This window comes from Desulfovibrio sp. (genome assembly GCF_019424165.1).
Taxonomy (GTDB): Bacteria; Desulfobacterota; Desulfovibrionia; order Desulfovibrionales; family Desulfovibrionaceae; genus Desulfovibrio.
The window spans coordinates 952-16,821 of sequence record NZ_JAHZAA010000030.1; the positions used below are offsets into that span (position 1 = coordinate 952).

Consider the following 15,870-nt stretch of genomic DNA (forward strand, 5'->3'; position numbering starts at 1 on the left):
TCCTGCGGCAGCACGGTATGACCTATCTGCGTTATGTGCGCAAAAGGGCCGCCATCGGCCTTTTCGGCGGCCTGGCGGGGCTTGGCTCCTACGGCATCGCCATATGGGCCATGACAATCGCCCCCATAGCCATGGTGGCCGCGCTGCGCGAAACCTCGGTTATTTTCGGCATGCTGCTGGCCGTGATCCTGCTGCATGAAAAATTTACGGTCTGGCGAGGAATTGCGGTAATTCTGGTCGCATGCGGGGCCATGCTCATGAAGCTGGCCTGACGCCCTGCGCGGCTGGCCACGCAACAGGCAGCCCAGCAATAAAACCAGAGACCCGCCCGGTACTACCGGGCGGGTCTCTGGTTTTGCACAGTCGGGCAAGCATTGGCGAAGCATTGGTGTCAGGCGGGCTTTCTGGGTGCGCCCGCCTGACACCTCGGGGTTGTCACAGGAGGAGGGTGTGGACAATCCAATCCGCGGTCAGCCCTTGCCTGGAAGGCTGGCCGGCTACGCCATTAGTGGGAGCATACTACTAATGGCAAGAGCCGTGCCAGACGTTATCACCAGTACAACACATTATTTTTATTGCTTATTTTAAAAAATACCTTCAGGCATTTCTGCCCGAATCTGCGGCAATTTTACCCACCAAACCATCTGGGCGAGTAAATTTTACTCACATTTCCATAGCGGTCACCCGCACGCACACTGTGAAACCAGCCCTCTGCCAGAAGCTACATAATGGCGGGAAAGCGCAGCACCAGCCAGACCACGGCAGGAGCGATGGCGGCAGTAATAATGCCCGCCAGAATAAGCGCCAGCCCCGCCATGGCGCCCGGCTCTTCCCCTTCCTGCAAGGCCGCAGCCGTTCCCTGTGCGTGGGACACCGTGCCGAGCGACAGCCCGCGCGCAAACGGATCGGCCACGCCCGCGAGATTGAGTGTCCAGCCACCAATGAGTGAACCAAGGGTTCCCGTGGCCACCACAAAGGCCGCTGCCAGAGAAGGTATCCCCCCGTAAAATCCGGCAATTTCAATGGCGAAGGGTATAGAAACGCTTTTAGGCATAATAGAAATAACCACTTCCTGAGGCAGGCCGCCAAGCCTGGCGATCAGCCCCGCGGAAAACATGGCCACAAAGGCTCCCGCACATACACTGCCCGTAATGGCGAAAACATAGCGCAAAAGCACCTTTCTGTAGCGGTACAGGGGCAAAGCAAGCGCCACGGTGGCAGGGCCGATGAAGATCGTCATGATTTTCGCTGCCGGTTCGTACACGGCATACGAAAGATCACAGACCACCAGCACTGTGATGATAATTGCCGCCCCAAGTGCCACAATATTGATCAGGGGGTGCCGGTAGCGCAGGTACAGGGCGCGCACCGCCATGTAGGCCAGCAGTGTGCCCAGAATGCAAAGAACCGTGCTTGTGCTTACATAGGGCTGCATGACTCATCCTCCTTCCGGCGCGTGCGGCGGCGCATGGCCCTGCCCAAAACTCCCACTGTCAGCAGGGGCAAAACAGCCCCGACAACAATGGCTGCCAGCAAAATCCAGCCGTAATCATAAAAAACGCCGCCCCACTGCATCAGCCCCACAGCCACAGGCACAAAGAGAAAAACCATGTGCTTGAGCAGAAAATCGGCTGCCGTGCTGATGTGGTCTTCTTTAACAACGCCTGTGAGCAAAAGAAGAAAAAGCACAATAATGCCAAGCACGTTGCCGGGTATGGGCAGACCTGTAGCGCCCACAAACCAGTTTGATGCCAAAAAGATGGCCATCAGAAAGGCCATCTGCCACAAAAACTTCCATGTCTCTTTCATTACCGCTACCACCACATTGAGGCCGCCGCGCGAACAATTTCGGTGCTTGCCATTTGCTGTGGACTATATAATGGTAAAAATGTTCATGACAACTGAATAAAAATAACAAGGATATTCAATTTTGGTGAACAAGTGGAAATGACCGACCTGCGCACGCTTGTAAGCGTAATGGAAACCGGCAGCATCACAGCCGCGGCCAAGGCGCTGAACCGGGTTCCTTCGGGCGTGACCATGCGCATTCTTCAACTGGAAGAAAGCCTGGGCGTACAGCTTTTTTTGCGCGAAAAAAAACGCCTTTACCCGACGGAAAAGGCGCAAAGCCTGTATCAGTACGCCCTCAGAATACTGGCCCTGGCCGAAGAAGCGGAAAACCGCGTCCGGGGCATGGCTCCCGGCGGGAAGTTCCGCATCGGCGCGCTGGAAAGCGCAGCGGCAGCACGGTTGCCCGAAGTGCTGGCGCGGCTGCACGCCGGATACCCGCAAATCGCGCTGGAGCTGGTGGTCGGTACAAGCCGCTCTTTATACAAGGATGTGCTTGAAAACAGGCTGGATGCCGTTTTTGTGGTGGATATGCCTGAAGACGCCCGGCTGGAACGCATGAACGCCTTTGCAGAGGAACTGGTGGTCATCGCCCCTGAAGGGCATAGTCCCATCCGCTGCCCTGACGACATCGGACGCAAGACGCTGCTGGCGTTTCAGGGCGGTTGCGCCTACCAGAACCGCCTGGTCAACTGGTTTCGCGCCCACGGGCGGGAGCCGGAGCGCATCGCCGAGCTGGCCTCCTACCATGCCATTGTGGGGGGTGTTATTGCGGGCATGGGCGTAGGCGCTGTGCCGGATTCGGTACTGCACCTGTGCCGCTCTGGCGGCATCCTTTCCGTACACCGGCTGGAGCATCCCCTGTGTCATGCCACCACGGAGCTGATCTGGCGCAAGGGTATGCTCTCCGCCAACATGGCGGCTTTGCGCCAGTGCCTGCGCAATACGCGGGAAGCCCCGGATACGCCCCCGGTTTCGGCCCTGGACACGAAGCCTCCCCTGAACACGCCGCCGGCTTCGCCAAAACGCCCGCCTGCATTTTTACAAAAGTGATTGCCGTTCAAGGGGCCAGATGTTGTCGCAGTAGCGTGCCACCCCGGCAGGCAGCCGCGCCCGCCGCCTTGTCGTCCGCCGCGTAGACGGACACAAAAAGATCAAAAAAATCTCCCATGCCCGCAGGGCGGTCCCCCCTCTTGAAGGACAAATCCTTTTCCCCTACTCCCCGCGCATGGCCCGCCGCACGTCATCCACACGCGCGGCAATGTCCGGCGCGCCCACCAGTTCGGAAACAAGGCTGCAACAGCGCGCGCCGTGGCGGGCCACTTCAGCGATATTGTGAGCCTTGATGCCGCCTATGGCTACAAAAGGCATATCAATGTTGGCGGCAACCCAGGCCAGATAGTCAAAACCCACGGGGGCCACCACATCTTCCTTGGTCTGCGTGGCAAAAATGGGTCCCACCCCCAGATAGTCCGCCCCCAGCGCCCGCGCGGCCAGCGCCTGCTCCGGCTCATGGGTGGAAAGCCCGATAATCATGCCCGGTCCCACAAGGCTGCGCACTTCAGGCACAGGCAGATCCTCCTGCCCCACATGTACGCCGTCAGCATCCACAAGCATGGCAATATCCACATGGTCGTTGACAATAAAGCAGGCCCCCGCCTCACGGGTCAGGCGGCGCAGCATGCGGCATTCCTCAAGCATTTCACCGCCCTTGAGATTTTTCTCGCGGTACTGCAAAAGGCGCACGCCTGCCCCCAGCAGGGCCGAAGCCACTTCTTCGAGAGAGCGCCCCAACGACAGGCGGGAATCTGTAATGGCATAAATATCAGTTTCACCGGGAAGAATTCTGGGCATTTACGCTTCCTTATTTTTTTATGGCCGCGATGGCGCGGCGCAGGCAACTCTGTACAAAACGCGCGGGATGAAAAGACGTGTGCGACAAACGCTGCGGCAGCTCAAAGCCGCGTGCGTCAAAATCTTCAGGGCGCAAAAGCGGAAAGGCCATTTCCATACCCGCAGCGGCGCTGCCCGGAGCCTTACGCCGCGCAAGCGCCGCGCCCAGGGGAACATCCTGCGGGGCAAGACCAAAAACCGCATACAGCGCCTCATCCAGCGCCACGGCCGAGGGGCTGGCTCCCATCAGTTTCAGCACAAAAGGCTCGCCCTTGGACGGCCCCGTCCTGTGCATTGCCACGCCGCCATCAGCCAGGGCGGCCACTGGCGGCAGGGCGGCCCAAAGAGCGGCCAGACAGTCGGCAAAATATGCAGGATCGCGCCCCTCGCGGGCATGGGCCACGGCCTTGTGCAGACCGCTTACGCAGCCGAAACAGTTTTTCACCGCCAGGGTGAGCAACATCTGCCCGTGCGCCTTGACCCTTGGCAGGGAAAGGATGAAATCGCATTCCCGCACAGCGCTCGATACCTGAAAAGACGGTTTTTTGCGTCCGCCCTTGCTGCCTTGCAGGCCGGGAGGCAGATCCGCATCCAGCCGCACAGGCACGGGCCTGTCCAGCTCGCGCACGGCAAGGCCCAGAGGCCGCAGGGCGCTTTCAAGGCCAATGGCGCGGGCCACAGTCCCGGCGCGCCCGAAACCCGGCGAATCGGCCACGGCCATCTGCGCCCCGTGGTCACGCAGCCAGCGGCAGACAGCAACCACAACCCCGGGAGAAGTGCACGCCAGTGACTTGCCCATGAGCAGGTTGGGTTTCACGAGCACCTTGGTTCCCGGCTTGAGGGAATGAAACTGCGCTATACGTGCGGCATCCAGCACATCACCTGTCAGCCGGTCAAGCGACTGGCGATCATAGCCTTCACAGCGGCCCAGAGCCACGGGCATTGCCCCGGCAGAGAAAGATTGGTTTTCCATAAGGCGAATATGCCGCCGGGCGTCTGCCTTGTCCAGCCCCGGCACGGAGTTTTGCCCGCCTTGCCCGGGGCCTGCTCTTTTCAAACGCCAACTCTTGGCGTATGCATTCAGAAGGGCGTAGTGGACCTTGCCAACCGGGGTTACCACGCCCTTATTCATGCCGGCAACAGAAAAACATTCTTTTCAGATCGATATACGACCACCAGTTCTTGAGGCCATACATGCGATATCTTGTGCGCTTTTCAAGCCTTTTTTTGCTGATCCTGTGCTGTGTTCTTGCCGCGGGCCATGCCCCTGCCGCCGACGCTACCGCCGCTGCACCGGAAAACACCGCTGCTGCCAGCCGTGACTCCATAAAGCCTGCGGACGCTACCCCAGGCACGGCATCAGTTGTTCTGCCCGCCGATACTGCCACTACCAGCAGCCCGGCTGCCGCAGCGGAGCAAGCCCCGCAAGGCACACCGCCCGCCCAGGAAGCCGCTTCCACGGCCACGCCTCTGCCGGTACAGCCGCAGGCAACGCCCGCTACGCCCGCCGCCAGCGGCAGCGAATCTGCCACCCCGGCCCCGCGCCCGGAAGCGCCCGAAAAAAAGGACGTCGCAAAACCCAGGGCCGAAAAAAAGGCCAATCCGAAGCCCAAAACGGAAAAGAAAGAAAATACCGCGCCCAAGGCGGATAAAAAAGAAGCCCGCCCTGCCGCTGCCGACAAAAAGGAAGCTCCGGCCGCACAGGGAGGCGAAGACGCCACCGCGCAGGAAGAAGAAAAACCCAGCGTGCTGCACGACCCCTGGGAAATGGTCTGGAGCAGCCAGCACAGCATGCTTGAAGAGGTCAACAGCAAAGCCCTGGCCATGAGCGACACCTTTGCCGACCGCGCCCTCAACGTCAGTGAAAAGGTGCAGCCCTTTGTTGACGAGGCCCGCCGCCTTCTGGTGCTGAGCAATACCTACAAGAACATGCCCAACGCCATGGAGGCCGTCAGCCGCCGTCTTACCGTGACCATCACAGAGGTGCGCAAGATACTGTCGCCCATGATGGACGCCCGCAGCGAAGCCCAGGGCCTGCTTGAGCGCATCAGCTACCTGTCCGACAGCCTGCCCGAAGACCTGCATGACGAGCGCATCAGCGCAGAAATGCAGGAATACATACAGGCCCTGGCCATGACCCGCCTGCGCCTCACGGCGGTGCTGGCCCAATACGACACAGCGCTTGCGCCCTCCCTGGGCCTGCTCAACCGGCTGGAAAAAACACGTGAGGAAATAAGCTCGGAACTGCCCGCCCTGTGGAAGGATTATTACCTGCAAAAGCCCGTTCCCTGGCTCAGCCCGGCAGCCTGGGCGGATTTTCCCAAGCAGATGACCTATTCCTACCAGGGGCTACTGCTGCGCATTCCCGTTGAAGTACCCGTAACTCCTGACAACTGGGGTACGGCTGTGCTGCGCTTTTTCATGTGCCTGCTTTTCGCAAGCGTTATCACCGTGCTGCTGTCGCGCCGCTGGCTTAACGAAACATCGCCGCCGATGGTGCGCCACATTTTTCGTGTGAGCCTGCCCTGGTTCTGCGTGGGGCTGGCCCTTCTGGGCGGCTCCATTTCCGCCACAGGAGAGTTTTTTCGCCTGTTCCTGGCCCTGGGCAACCTGAGCCTCATCGTGGCGCAGATCAACCTTGCCTGGGACCTGCGGCGGCTCAAGTACCCGGAAGTGCAGATAGACCGCTCGCCCTTCTGGCACCTCATTCCGCTGACCCTGTGCGCCTACGCCCTTCTGTACCTGCCGCTGCTCCGGCCGCTGGTGCTGATCATCTGGCTGGGTCTGCTCATTGCAGACATCATGCGGCAGCGCCGCCGCAAGGAGCAGGACCTTGGCCCGCTGCATCTGGAAAGCTCGGTGCTTGAAACCGAACCCGTCGTGCTGTGGCTGTGCCTCATCATGACCATTTTCGGCATGCATCTTTACAGCATGGTGCTGTACCTCTGCTTTGTTTCCTGCTCACTGGCCCTGCAGCTTTCACTCGGCGGCATGAGCTTTGTTACCACAGTCAGCGAAAAGCTGCCCAAGGAAGGCGTGCGGGCCGCGCTGGCGCATACGGCCGTAGCCCTGGCAGCACCTGTGGTGCTGGTGGTGGCCTTTGTGGGCGTGACCCAGTGGGTGGGAACCTTGCCCGGCGGCCTGCCCCTGTTGCAGTATTATATTCTGCGCGGCGTCAACGTGGGGGCAACGCAGTTCAACGTGCTGCACCTGCTCATGATCGTCAGCGCCTTTTACATTACGCGCACGGCCGTGGCCATGGGCTCGCGCTTTCTGGGGCGTCTGCCCAAACAGGGCCTGCAAATAGACGCCACGCTCATTCCGCCCATGCAGACGGCCTTTTCTTATGCCCTGTGGTGCTTTTTCGGCCTTTTTGTGCTCAAGGCTCTGGGTATGGAGTTGAGCAACCTGGCCATGGTGGCCGGTGGTCTTTCCGTGGGTATCGGTTTCGGCATGCAGACCATTGTCAACAACTTCCTGTCCGGCCTCATTCTTATTTTCAGCCGTACGTTGCAGGCCGGTGACGTGGTGGAAGTGGGCGGCACACAGGGCCGCGTGCGCAAGATCAGTGTGCGCGCCACCATGGTGGAAACATTCGACAATGCCCTTATCATCGTACCCAACTCGGAATTTGTGGCAAGCCGCCTCATCAACTGGACGCGCAACAGCCGCACCGTGCGCAAGGAAATCAAGGTGGGCGTGGCCTACGGCAGCGACACGGCCGCGGTCATGCGTATTCTGCTGGCCACGGCCAATGCCAACAGCAACGTGCTCAAATATCCGCCGCCCAGCGTGACCTTTGCGGACTTCGGCGCGAGCACCCTTGATTTCAGCCTGCTTTTCTGGGTACGCGACTATGACGTGGGCGGCTCCACGGCCTCTGCCATTCGCCTTGAAATAGAAAAAGAGTTCCGCAAGCAGCGTATTGAAGTGGCGTTTCCGCAACTGGACATCCATATCAAGGATATGCCGCCCCGCATGAAGAGCACGCCGCCGCCTTCAGAACAGCGTACTGTACGCAAGCTCACCCGGCGGCCCCGGCGCAGGCTTGAGGCGGCGGGCAGCAAAAGTGCAGCGGAAAACGCGGCAGACGCGCCCCACACCAATGACACGAATGCCAGTGAAGCAAAGGCCTGAGAGATGCCCGCGCCTGACAGCGGAGCATAACCGCAAGCGCGCGGGGCAGGTACAGGCCGCAACCAAACAAAGGCACAAGGAGAACACATGATCTATCGCGCCGATGCTCTGGAAGGGTTTGAAAAGGAAATGTTCGGTGGCCCCGGAACCACCAAGTTCACCAAGATTGTCAATGAGGACGGCCTGGCCGGAAAGGGCCGCCTGTTCAATCTGGTGAATCTCAAGCCCGGCTGCGCCATCGGCAGCCACAAGCACAGCGGGGAGCTTGAAATCTACCACGTGCTCAAAGGGCAGGGAACCTACAATGACAATGGTACAGAAGTGCTTGTCAAAGCCGGTGATGTGACCGTCTGTAATGACGGCGAAGTCCACGGCATCCTCAATACCGGCACGGAAGACCTGGAGATGGTCGCCCTTATCCTGTTTACCAAATAAGGCGCTGTATATTGCCATAGCCAAGGCCTGCCGGGACACAACGCAAGCCGCCGCAAGACCGGCGGGCGAAACGGCAACAGCTTTATCCCCAAGGGCGGAACCGCAAGGCTTCCGCCCTTCTTTTTGGGTATGTGGCTTTACGGGCATGCATCCGCAAAGTTTTTACGGCGCGGCCCGCTGTGCTTGCGCGCGGTGTCTGCGCCGACATCTCGCGTCTTTTGGGATGCCCGTTTCCGGCTGCTGCGACGGGGCGCCCGACCACATCAACCATAACATGGTATATTTTCAGCATATATTTTATATGCAGAAATGTTATTGACATATGTCAGATAAGGGCCATACTTTGTTCATGACATATGTCAGTAATAAACGCGCCCGGCACAGGGCGCAACCAGAATAAAAGGAGGTTCATATGCCTTGCAATGATACTACAGGTCCTGAAGGAGCCGGCCCTCGCACCGGACGCGGACGCGGCATGTGCGGCGGAAACGGTATGGGTAAAAACATGGAACAGGGCGGTGGCGGCATGCGGCGTGGTATGCGTCATGGGGCCTGTCACGGCCAGAACATGCCCGGCCAGAATATGCCCGGCATGGATGCTGCTCAGGAATCCGGGCGGGGTCAGGGACGCGGCCAGGGCCGGGGCATGTGCCGCGGCAAAGGCATGCGCCAGATGAATATGCCCGCCTGCGCCGCTGACGACACCACAGAAAACTAGAGCATTTTCACGTTGAATGCGCTCTGGCGGCTGTGCGGGCAGGCGCCCGCCGTGGAGGCGCAAGCGCAAAGTGCCTGCCCGGTCAAGCGCCAATGTCAGCGTGTCTTGCCAAGACCGTAGAGATATGCCGGCCTGAAAAACCAGACCAACCCTTTAGAGCATTTCACACTTGAAATGCTCTAAAAGGATTTATTTCCAGATCCTTGTCGCCAAATGATTGCAGGGTGGCCTTGCCGACCGTTAAGCAACCATCTGAAGCGTTAATTGCTCCAAACAGACAGGCCGCTCCCTCAGGGGCGGCCTTGATATGCGGTGAGAATAACCATGCCAAGACCCAAAAAGTGGCGTAAAGTCTGCTCTATGCCCAGAAATACCTGCTTTGGCCCCCTGCCCGGACACTCCCCGTCCCAGGGCGGATGTGGCGGCCCAGCGGCCAATACCCCGAACTCTGACACGGCCTTTGCCTGCGGGACGGATTCCGGGCCGGAACTGAGGCCGGGACGCGGCCAGGGCCGGGGAGGCCGCCACAGAGGGCATGATGTGCACAGCCCGCGCGGGACCGCTGAAGATGCCGTTGTCATGACCGTGGACCAGTATGAAACCCTGCGGCTCATTGACCTTGAAGGCATGACCCAGGAGGCCTGCGCCGAGAACATGCACATCGCGCGCACCACTGTGCAGAGCATCTATGCCGAGGCGCGTAAAAAACTGGCCGATGCGCTGGTCAACGGCAAAATGCTGCGCATTGAAGGCGGAGAATACAGGCTGTGCAGCGGCGATGGCGCGCAGTGCGGCGGGGGCGGCTGCCGCCGGGGGCGGAACCGGTAGCCCGACGGCCCTGTTTTTTACCCGCACGGCCCGGCAACGGGCTGCAAACGGCGAACTGCGGACAAAAGCTGACAGTCCGCAGCGGCCTCAGGCCTTTTCCTCTTCCTTGCAAATATCCACCCAGGTTCCCCCGGTAACGCGCTCAAGCTCTGCCAGAGAAATTTTTACGGCATTGTTGGGCGCTCCGGCTGCGGGATACACCGGGTCGAAATGCTTCAGGCTGGCGTCCAGATACACGCGTACATTGTCATGCAGGGCAAAAGGGCAGACGCCGCCCATGGGGTGGCCCACCTGTTCCTGCAGGTCTTCGGGCTTGATAAAGCGCGGCCTGCACCGAAAGGCATCCTTGAACTTGCGGTTGTCCAGCCGGGCCGTACCCATAACCACCAGCACCATCGGCCCGTCTGCCCCCATGACGGAAAGGCTCTTGGCAATGCGCCCCGGCTCGCAGCCCACGGCTGCCGCCGCGAGGTCCACTGTGGCGCTCGACACCTCAAATTCCATATAGCCTTCAGCCAGGCCGTGACTTGCCAGCACGGCCTTTACTGCGTCTACCCGCATGACCTTTCCTCTATTTTTCGCAACGTTCAAAAACTTCTTGCCGGACATGCTGAAAAATGCCGCCCGGCAAGCCCGCTCACGCTTCAACCAGAGCCGCTTCAGGATGGAACGGCCCAGATCAAACCGCCCTAACGACGAAACACCAGTGCCAGTCCCGCCAGCACCAGCACAAAACCCAGCAGCCGCCGCCAGCCGAAAGGCGTGACCGGCAAACCGAACCAGCCATAGTTGTCTATGATGGCCGCCATAAGCAGGTTGCCGAAAATCATGGCCATGGCCGTGGTCAGCACGCCGATGCGCGGCACGGCAATGATGGTGTTAAGCACCATGATAGCCCCGAAAACACCGCCGATCCATTGCCACGAAGGGGCTTCCGGCAGCCGCATAAGTTGCCCGCGCCCGAAAAAAAGCACCGCCAGCCCGAGAAACAATGTGCCGCCGGCAAATGAAACAAAGCTGCTTTCCAAAATGCCCACTGTGCGGCTCAGGGCGGCATTAACCGGCGACTGCAGGGCCACCAGGCATCCGCCAAAGACCATAAGCGCTATATACAGCATACTTTCCTCCGGCAAAATCCCGCAGTCTACACGCCCGGCATGCGGACATTCCGGCGGCCGTTCTTACGGCCACACAACGGAAACAGGGCCGCTGCCGCGCCACATCTACGGGATATGCTGCACCTTGTTTTGCCCTGCCGGAGCCTTTCACCCGATACATACCGTGGATACGGGAGTACTCCCGGGCAGTTGACATTCGATGGATCCTGCTCCCCGGCGGGAACAGCTCTTTGCCCGGAAGCCATATCGCCGGGCAAGCACGATCGTCAGACAATATTGCCGCAATCGCGGTGGAATGCAAAAGGATTCCCCAGGAACAGCCTTAATCGGCCTTGCGCAAGAACGGCGTGTGGGCGATGGCTACCAGCAGCCCTTCCGGACTGAGAAAACGTGTGACCGTCTGGCCCCAAGGCTCCTGATTGAGCCGCGTGAGCAGCGTGCAGCCGCTTTTTTCCAGCAGGCGGGTGGCGCTTTCGATATCTTCAACATCCAGCTCAAGCCAGGCCTGCGGCACAGGTATATCGTCGGGCCAGCGGCTGCTGCCGAAGCAGGAAAGCGCCGCCTTGTCCAAAGGCCAGAGGGCAAAGTGCTTTACGCCGTCCACGGCCTGCGTGTGCCAGTAGCCCTCGTAACCGTCTGTCGGCTCAAGCGGCAGCCCCAGTGTGTCTTTGTACAGACGTTCGCTTGCCTCCTGCCTGCACACCACAGGGCCAAAGCCTGAAACAAAGAGCACCTTGATGCCCTCGGGCAGATTATGCGTCATGACGGCCTCCGGCAGGTATCAGCCGGGCGGGCCGGCATCAATGACACCCGGCCTGCCCGGTATTGGTTGCAGCAGCCGTTGCGTGAGCGGCTTGCGGCGGATCGCAGCGGATGCCGCAGCATGCGCGACCGTGGGCGGATTGCTTACGCGGCAAAAATACCCTGGGGCAACGGCCCGAAAACAGCCTCGTAGCGCTGGCGGAACAGCGCCGGAGTGATGACATGCTCCTGGGTTCCCAGATTTTCAAGGGCAAAGCTGGCGCTCACCGAACCGAGCTTTGCGGCTTCGGGCATGGCAAGGCCGCTGACCAGCCCCTTGATGAGGCCCGCACGGTGGGCGTCACCCGCGCCGGTGGGGTCCAGCACCTTTTCAACGGGTACAGGCGCGATGCGGACGTTTTCGCCCCGGTTGCCGCGCACCTGCGCGCCTTCCGCACCAAGGGTCGTCACAAGCCAGCGTGTGCTGGCGGCGATTTCATCTTCGCTCTTGCCCGTGGCCTTGCAGATCATGTTCAGCTCGTAGTCGTTGGTAATGCAGGCCAGGGATCCCTCAATGGCCTCAAGCAGCTCTTCGGCGGTCAGCACGGGCAACTGCTGGCCGGGGTCAAAGATATAGGGTACGCCCTTTTCACGATAAAAACGTGGCAGACGGCGCATATCGTCCAGATTGCCGGGTGATACGATGGCGATATCCTTTGCCGGGTCAAGAGCGGGAAAATCATACAGCGACGGCAGGGTCATGGCCCCGGGGTAAAAGCCCGTAATCTGGTTGCTGTTCAGGTCTGTGGTAATGTAACACAGGGCCGTGAACACCTCGTCAGCACGGCGTATGCCGTCCAGCGGCAGGCCGTGGGCCGCGAGGGTTTGCGCGTAGGAATCAAAATCGCGCCCGGCGGCGGCGACAATGACGGGGTTTTCCTCAAGCAGGGCGAGAGAGTAGGCAATATTGCCCGCGCAGCCTCCCCGGCGCTCATCCATGCCGTCCACCATAAAGCTCACATTGATCATGTGCAGCTTGTCCATAAGAATATGGTCCTGAAAATTGCCGGGAAAGGTCATGATGCGGTCAAAAGCCAGAGAACCGGAAACATAGATGGACATGAGTTCCTCTCGTTATGGGGTGAACGGATGTAATTGTTGCTGCGCTCTGGCGCAGGCACTGCGCGCTTTCAGTCCGCGCCGGACGCCGCAAGGGCAAATGATCATGCCGGAATCTCCACGGCGCGGCAATGTCAGGCCGAAGGCGGACGGCTGTTTTCCCTGATCCAGCGCAGATACGGCGCATGCCCGGCCTCTATGGGCAGGGCCACGATACAGGGAACCTCGTAACTGTGCATACTTTTCACGGCCGCCTCAAAGGCTGGCAGCGCCTCGCGGCTTACCTGGGCCAGCAACAGGCATTCCGCGGCATCATGCACCTGGCCGCGCCAGCGGTAAATGGAGCGCGCGCCGGGCACGATGTTCACTCCGGCGGCAAGATTCCGCTCTACCAGCATGCGGGCAAGATCAAGGGCAAGCTCTTCATCGGGCGCGGTGACATAGACCAGATAGGACATGATTTCTCCCGTACAGCATGTCTTTGCGAGGCAGCTTATACCCAAACACGCAAAAAACAAAGAGGCCGCGAACCGCGCCCGCCACGGCTTGCAGGCTGCCGACGCCTGTGGCATAGGACGGACATGAGCGTGAAAAAATCCCGCCCGGCACGGGCGCAAAAAGTTCTGGCAGCCCTGCGCACCCGCTACCCCGCCCCCCACACCCACCTGGATGCCGAAACCGCGTGGCAGTTGCTGGTGGCCACGGTGCTGGCGGCCCAGTGTACGGACGCCCGGGTCAACACTGTCACCCCGGAACTGTTCCGCCGCTGGCCCGGCCCCGCCGACCTTATGGGGGTTCCTGTTGAGGAACTGGAGGCGGTCATACGCTCCACGGGTTTTTACCATAGCAAGGCCAAAAACCTCCTGGGGGCCGCTGCCCGCGTATGCGAGGTATACGACGGGCGGATCCCCAACAGCCTTGAAGAACTCATCACCCTGCCCGGCGTGGCCCGCAAGACGGCCAATGTGGTGCTGTTCGGCGCTTTCGGCATCAATGAGGGCCTGGCGGTAGACACGCACGTCAAACGCATCAGCTACAGGCTCGGGCTGACCGAGTCGACGGATCCCGTTGTTATAGAGCGCGACCTTATGGCCCTTTTCCCCCGTGCGGAATGGGGCGACGTGAACCACCGCATGGTATGGTTCGGGCGCGAGGTATGTGAGGCGCGCAAGCCCCTGTGTGACCAGTGCGAAATGGCGGACTTCTGCCCCAGGCTGGAGCCGCCCAAAACACCGCGCCCGGCCCGGCGCAAGGCTCTGGCCTAGCCCTCAGGCCTGCCGCATACGGCACAACGCTCTTCACACACCGTATGCAGGGAGTTGCAGGCAGCGGCCCGCAACCCGGCCATCGCCTCAAAGATACACGGCAGCAAAGATGCTCCGGCAGTGCGCACAGAAAAACAGTGAAAAATCGCACCGCCGCCCCGCTGCCGCTCTAAGAAAAAAATCATTCCGGCCGATGAGAACAACAGTGACCCTGCGTCCCCCAGCCGGGCGGCGCTTCACGCCAGCACACAAGCCCTGCCATGCGCCATGCGCAGGCAGACAGGATGGTAGCCATGTCGCAGAACAGCATGCTCAACGTCAACAACAATGAACTTGAAATCATTGAATTTCTTATAGACGAAAAGCAGCCGGACGGCAGTGCCTACAGCGGGTATTATGGCATCAACGTAGCCAAGGTGCTCGAAATCATCCGCCTGCCCAACATCACCAGCGTACCCAGCAAGTGCGATCCTTCGGTGCTCGGCACATTCAACCTGCGGGGCAGGGTGCTGCCCATTCTCAACCTTGCCACATGGCTCGGCAAGGAAATGGTCACCGAAGACAACGCCAAGGTTATTGTAACCGAATTCAGCGGTGTGCAGGCGGCCTTTCTGGTTTCGGCTGTAACGAGCATTCACCGCATGACCTGGGACCGCATCGAACCACCGAACCAGTACGTGCAGAATTACTCGCGCGACAGCATCACCGGGGTGCTGCGCATTCAGGACCGTGTGCTCTTTATTCTGGATATGGAAAAAATCCTCGCCAGCCTGGACAGCACCCTGGACATGTCGCAGATCAAGGTAGACACCACACCCGTGGAGGGCGCGGGCCAGTTTCACCTGCTTGTGGCCGACGATTCCAACTCCTTGCGGCACATCATCAAGTCTTCGCTGCAAAAATCCGGCTTTCGCGTCACGGCCGTAGCCAGCGGGCGCGAAGCCTGGGAATACCTGCAAACAACCCGCAACGAGGCACAGGCACAGGGCAAGGAACTTACCGACATGGTGCATCTGGTCATTTCAGACATTGAAATGCCCGAAATGGATGGTCACATGCTGACAGCCCAGATACGCGATACCCCTGGCCTCAGCACCCTGCCGGTGATACTTTTTTCCTCGCTCATCACCGATGCCCTGTACGCCAAAGGGGTCAAGGTCGGAGCCGACAAGCAGGTATCCAAGCCGGATCTGCCCGGCCTGAGCAAGATCATACGCGAACTCATCGCAGAAAAACTGAACAAATAAACCTGTACACCGGTACAGGCGGCTGTTACAGCCGAGCAGGCCGCAGGCAGGCCGGACGCTACAGGCCCGGCAACGCTGCTGCCGGCACGGTGGCCTGTATTCTTTTCACGGCACTGCAAAGGGCTGCTCACGCAGCCGCCGGAACAATATTCAAACAGCGTTATCCCAAGCCGCTGCGCCACCGTCAGCATTTACCTGCACACAATACCGCGTTACATATTCCCCGGCAGAAAGACGCAACCACACCTGCCTATGCCGTCCCGGCATGAATGCCCGGAGCTTTTCTGCCGCACGGGAGGGGCAGGTCATGCTGCTTTCTGTTGTACCGTTGCCGCCCGGCGCCCGCTCTTGAGCACACGGCAGGCGCCTGGCGCAAAAGGGTGCAAACCAGCTTCAGTTGGCGGCGGCCTCGGGCATAAAAGACGGTGCTGGCATATGCGCTGATAAATGCCGTGGCGGGCGGCGCAACAACGTTGAAAATATACCCTCTAAAAAGTGACATGCTTTAAAAAATATGCGGG

The 15,870-nt window shown here is 60.0% G+C and carries 17 protein-coding genes; 8 read left to right on the forward strand and 9 right to left on the reverse strand.

The window, feature by feature from the left end:
• On the forward strand, positions 1-272 hold a 272-nt coding region (locus tag QZ377_RS09775), incomplete at its 5' end, for an EamA family transporter (RefSeq protein WP_291440968.1).
• Between the two features lie 449 nt (positions 273-721).
• On the opposite strand, the gene QZ377_RS09780 is transcribed toward QZ377_RS09775, so the two are convergent.
• Both QZ377_RS09780 and QZ377_RS09785 read right to left on the reverse strand, forming a co-directional pair.
• Positions 722-1,435, reverse strand: a complete 714-nt coding sequence (locus QZ377_RS09780; RefSeq protein ID WP_291440969.1) for an LrgB family protein — start codon at positions 1,433-1,435, stop codon at positions 722-724.
• Complete coding sequence (locus QZ377_RS09785) at positions 1,420-1,809, reverse strand: CidA/LrgA family protein (protein ID WP_291440970.1); 390 nt, start codon at positions 1,807-1,809, stop codon at positions 1,420-1,422. Before QZ377_RS09785 ends, QZ377_RS09780 begins: the two co-directional genes overlap by 16 nt.
• 138 nt (positions 1,810-1,947) lie before the next feature.
• Between QZ377_RS09785 and QZ377_RS09790 the strand changes: the two genes are divergently transcribed.
• On the forward strand, positions 1,948-2,901 hold the full coding sequence (locus QZ377_RS09790) for a LysR family transcriptional regulator (RefSeq protein WP_291440971.1): 954 nt from the start codon (positions 1,948-1,950) through the stop codon (positions 2,899-2,901).
• A 162-nt stretch (positions 2,902-3,063) separates the two neighbouring features.
• On the opposite strand, the gene thiE is transcribed toward QZ377_RS09790, so the two are convergent.
• Positions 3,064-3,702, reverse strand: coding sequence for a thiamine phosphate synthase (gene thiE, locus QZ377_RS09795; protein ID WP_291440972.1), 639 nt, complete (start codon positions 3,700-3,702; stop codon positions 3,064-3,066).
• Between the two features lie 10 nt (positions 3,703-3,712).
• The gene (locus QZ377_RS09800; RefSeq protein ID WP_291440973.1) at positions 3,713-4,798 is read right to left on the reverse strand and encodes a DUF362 domain-containing protein; all 1,086 of its coding nucleotides are present in this window, start codon (positions 4,796-4,798) and stop codon (positions 3,713-3,715) included.
• Positions 4,799-4,935: 137 nt separating this feature from the next.
• Here QZ377_RS09800 and QZ377_RS09805 point away from each other — a divergent pair, with 137 nt between their 5' ends.
• The 4 genes from QZ377_RS09805 to QZ377_RS09820 all read left to right on the forward strand — a co-directional run bounded on the left by QZ377_RS09805 (position 4,936) and on the right by QZ377_RS09820 (position 9,859).
• Positions 4,936-7,878: a mechanosensitive ion channel domain-containing protein gene (locus QZ377_RS09805; protein ID WP_291440974.1), complete on the forward strand. Its 2,943-nt coding sequence runs from the start codon at positions 4,936-4,938 to the stop codon at positions 7,876-7,878.
• Between the two features lie 87 nt (positions 7,879-7,965).
• Complete coding sequence (locus QZ377_RS09810; protein ID WP_291440975.1) at positions 7,966-8,313, forward strand: cupin domain-containing protein; 348 nt, start codon at positions 7,966-7,968, stop codon at positions 8,311-8,313.
• A 412-nt stretch (positions 8,314-8,725) separates the two neighbouring features.
• Positions 8,726-9,031: a DUF5320 domain-containing protein gene (locus QZ377_RS09815; protein ID WP_291440976.1), complete on the forward strand. Its 306-nt coding sequence runs from the start codon at positions 8,726-8,728 to the stop codon at positions 9,029-9,031.
• Positions 9,032-9,355: 324 nt separating this feature from the next.
• Positions 9,356-9,859, forward strand: a complete 504-nt coding sequence (locus QZ377_RS09820) for a DUF134 domain-containing protein (RefSeq protein ID WP_291440977.1) — start codon at positions 9,356-9,358, stop codon at positions 9,857-9,859.
• 87 nt (positions 9,860-9,946) lie between these two features.
• On the opposite strand, the gene QZ377_RS09825 is transcribed toward QZ377_RS09820, so the two are convergent.
• The 5 genes from QZ377_RS09825 to cutA form a co-directional block, all read right to left on the reverse strand.
• A complete protein-coding gene (locus QZ377_RS09825; RefSeq protein ID WP_291440978.1) occupies positions 9,947-10,420 on the reverse strand; it encodes a YbaK/EbsC family protein in 474 nt (157 codons plus the stop codon).
• A gap of 128 nt (positions 10,421-10,548) precedes the next feature.
• Entirely contained in the window at positions 10,549-10,977 is a 429-nt protein-coding gene (locus QZ377_RS09830) for a DMT family transporter (protein ID WP_012623850.1), read from the reverse strand.
• A 322-nt stretch (positions 10,978-11,299) separates the two neighbouring features.
• Positions 11,300-11,740, reverse strand: a complete 441-nt coding sequence (locus QZ377_RS09835) for a VOC family protein (protein ID WP_291440979.1) — start codon at positions 11,738-11,740, stop codon at positions 11,300-11,302.
• A 143-nt stretch (positions 11,741-11,883) separates the two neighbouring features.
• Positions 11,884-12,840, reverse strand: coding sequence for a carbohydrate kinase family protein (locus tag QZ377_RS09840; RefSeq protein ID WP_291440980.1), 957 nt, complete (start codon positions 12,838-12,840; stop codon positions 11,884-11,886).
• Positions 12,841-12,971: 131 nt separating this feature from the next.
• Positions 12,972-13,295, reverse strand: a complete 324-nt coding sequence (cutA, locus tag QZ377_RS09845; RefSeq protein ID WP_291440981.1) for a divalent-cation tolerance protein CutA — start codon at positions 13,293-13,295, stop codon at positions 12,972-12,974.
• A 123-nt stretch (positions 13,296-13,418) separates the two neighbouring features.
• On the opposite strand from cutA, the gene nth reads away from it, so the two are divergent.
• Both nth and QZ377_RS09855 read left to right on the forward strand, forming a co-directional pair.
• Positions 13,419-14,102 (forward strand): endonuclease III, encoded by a 684-nt coding sequence (nth, locus tag QZ377_RS09850; protein WP_291440982.1) that lies wholly within the window; start codon positions 13,419-13,421, stop codon positions 14,100-14,102.
• A 293-nt stretch (positions 14,103-14,395) separates the two neighbouring features.
• A complete protein-coding gene (locus tag QZ377_RS09855) occupies positions 14,396-15,349 on the forward strand; it encodes a chemotaxis protein (protein WP_291440983.1) in 954 nt (317 codons plus the stop codon).
• Positions 15,350-15,870 lie beyond the last annotated feature (521 nt).

Bases quoted from the DNA above. Each gene is read 5' to 3' on its own strand.
- QZ377_RS09780 (WP_291440969.1), bottom strand. From the start codon at position 1,435: ATGCAGCCCTATGTAAGCACAAGCACGGTTCTTTGCATTCTGGGCACA.
- QZ377_RS09785 (WP_291440970.1), bottom strand. From the start codon at position 1,809: ATGAAAGAGACATGGAAGTTTTTGTGGCAGATGGCCTTTCTGATGGCC.
- QZ377_RS09790 (WP_291440971.1), top strand. From the start codon at position 1,948: ATGACCGACCTGCGCACGCTTGTAAGCGTAATGGAAACCGGCAGCATC.
- thiE (WP_291440972.1), bottom strand. From the start codon at position 3,702: ATGCCCAGAATTCTTCCCGGTGAAACTGATATTTATGCCATTACAGAT.
- QZ377_RS09805 (WP_291440974.1), top strand. From the start codon at position 4,936: ATGCGATATCTTGTGCGCTTTTCAAGCCTTTTTTTGCTGATCCTGTGC.
- QZ377_RS09810 (WP_291440975.1), top strand. From the start codon at position 7,966: ATGATCTATCGCGCCGATGCTCTGGAAGGGTTTGAAAAGGAAATGTTC.
- QZ377_RS09815 (WP_291440976.1), top strand. From the start codon at position 8,726: ATGCCTTGCAATGATACTACAGGTCCTGAAGGAGCCGGCCCTCGCACC.
- QZ377_RS09820 (WP_291440977.1), top strand. From the start codon at position 9,356: ATGCCAAGACCCAAAAAGTGGCGTAAAGTCTGCTCTATGCCCAGAAAT.
- QZ377_RS09825 (WP_291440978.1), bottom strand. From the start codon at position 10,420: ATGCGGGTAGACGCAGTAAAGGCCGTGCTGGCAAGTCACGGCCTGGCT.
- QZ377_RS09830 (WP_012623850.1), bottom strand. From the start codon at position 10,977: ATGCTGTATATAGCGCTTATGGTCTTTGGCGGATGCCTGGTGGCCCTG.
- QZ377_RS09835 (WP_291440979.1), bottom strand. From the start codon at position 11,740: ATGACGCATAATCTGCCCGAGGGCATCAAGGTGCTCTTTGTTTCAGGC.
- QZ377_RS09840 (WP_291440980.1), bottom strand. From the start codon at position 12,840: ATGTCCATCTATGTTTCCGGTTCTCTGGCTTTTGACCGCATCATGACC.
- cutA (WP_291440981.1), bottom strand. From the start codon at position 13,295: ATGTCCTATCTGGTCTATGTCACCGCGCCCGATGAAGAGCTTGCCCTT.
- nth (WP_291440982.1), top strand. From the start codon at position 13,419: ATGAGCGTGAAAAAATCCCGCCCGGCACGGGCGCAAAAAGTTCTGGCA.
- QZ377_RS09855 (WP_291440983.1), top strand. From the start codon at position 14,396: ATGTCGCAGAACAGCATGCTCAACGTCAACAACAATGAACTTGAAATC.